Origin of the sequence: Kineococcus glutinatus, from assembly GCF_039542765.1 — a bacterium.
Lineage (GTDB): Bacteria > Actinomycetota > Actinomycetes > Actinomycetales > Kineococcaceae > Kineococcus_A > Kineococcus_A glutinatus.
On the sequence record NZ_BAABIL010000551.1, the window covers coordinates 1 to 1,478 of the forward strand.

At 76.0% G+C, this 1,478-nt stretch carries 1 protein-coding gene and 1 pseudogene; one reads left to right on the plus strand and one right to left on the minus strand.

All coding sequences use genetic code 11. The annotated features are described in order from the left end of the window. Positions 1–1,155, minus strand: a 1,155-nt coding sequence (locus tag ABEB16_RS18005; protein WP_345713594.1) for a methyl-accepting chemotaxis protein, incomplete at its 3' end; no start/stop codon positions are given. Positions 1,156–1,277: 122 nt separating this feature from the next. On the opposite strand from ABEB16_RS18005, the pseudogene ABEB16_RS18010 reads away from it, so the two are divergent. Continuing rightward, a pseudogene (locus ABEB16_RS18010) lies at positions 1,278–1,478 on the plus strand (hypothetical protein); the annotation flags it as partial.

The window sequence follows — 1,478 nt, forward strand, 5'->3', positions numbered from 1 at the left end:
GGCGTTGAGGGCCAGCAGGTTCGTCTGCTCCGCGATGGAGGTGATCAGCTGCACGACCTCGCCGATCTCCCGGCTGGAGCTGCTGAGGCGCTGGATGGTGGCCTCGGCGGCGCCGGCGGACGCCACCGCGGTGGCGGCGGTCTGGCTGGCCTGGGCGGTGGAGGCGGCGATCTCGGTGATCGCCGCGGTCATCTCCTCCCCGGCCGCGGCGACGGTGCCGATGTTGGCGCCGATCTGCTCGGTCGCGGCCGACACCACCCGGGTCTGCGCCGCGGAGTCCTCCGCGCCGGCGGCGAGCCGGCTCGCGACCGCGGTCAGCTCCCCGGAGGAGGCGGCGAGGGTCTCGGCGTCGGCGGTGACGTCGCGCAGCACCGCCCCCAGCCGGTCCATCGTGCTGTTGAGCGCCCCGGCCAGCTCGCCGACCTCGTCGCGGGAGGTGACGGGCACCCGCTGGTCCAGGCGGCCCTCAGCCAGCCCGCGCACGACCGCCACGGCCGCGGCCAGGGGGCCGGCGACGGAGCGGGTGATGAGCGCGGTGAGGGCGGCGGCCGTCGCCAGGGCGCCGGCGGCCAGGCCCAGCAGGAGCGCGGTGGCGGTGCCGTGGTCGCTCGCGCCCTCGGCGGCGATGGCCTTGGCGGCGGTGTCCTCCGCGGTGGCGAAGGTCGCCAGGTCACCGGCCATCTCCGTGCTCAGGCCGGTCAGCCGGGCGTCGCGCTGGGCGGCGAAGGCGTCGGTGTCGCCGCCCAGGGCCAGCGGGAGGAGACCGTCGCGGGTCTCGCGCCACATCCGGATGTCGTGGGTGAACTCGTCGCGGTCGGCGGCGGAGACCGCGGGACCGGTGGTCCCGTAGCTCTCCCACACCTCGTCGAGGGCCGCGTCGTGCTCGGCGATGACGGCCTCCAGCTCCTGCCGGCGCTGCGGGTCGGTGACGAGCGCCAGGTTGACCAGGTCCAGCCGGGCCGTCTGGAAGGCCGTCTGCATCTCCCCGATCGCGCGGACGGAGCCCACCCCGGAGGTGGACAGCGTCGTGAGGTTGCGCTGGGCGTCGCCGAGGCGGACCAGCGCGACGGCGACGATGACCAGGAGCAGCGCCCCGACGGCGGCGAAGGCCGCGACGAGCTTGACGGCGACCCTGAGGTTGCGGAGGTGAGCCACGTCATGGGGATCGGCACCCGGGCGGGGGGTCTTGACGACCCCCGGGCGGTTCCCGCTCAAGGGCGCCGGTGCGGGAGCCGACCTCCTCCCCGAACGGGCCGACGACCACGGGAGGGGGGACGATGAGGGCACGTGGGACGGGGGCGCAGGAGGCGGCGCGGCTGGCCGCGCTGCACGAGTACCGGTTGCTGGACGCGCCCGCCGACGACGAGCTCACCGCCATCGTGCGCGCCGCCGCGGTGGTGGCGGGGGTGCCGCACGGCACCCTCAACCTCATCGACGAGCACCGCCAGTGCCAGCTCACCACCGTGGGCTTCGAGGGG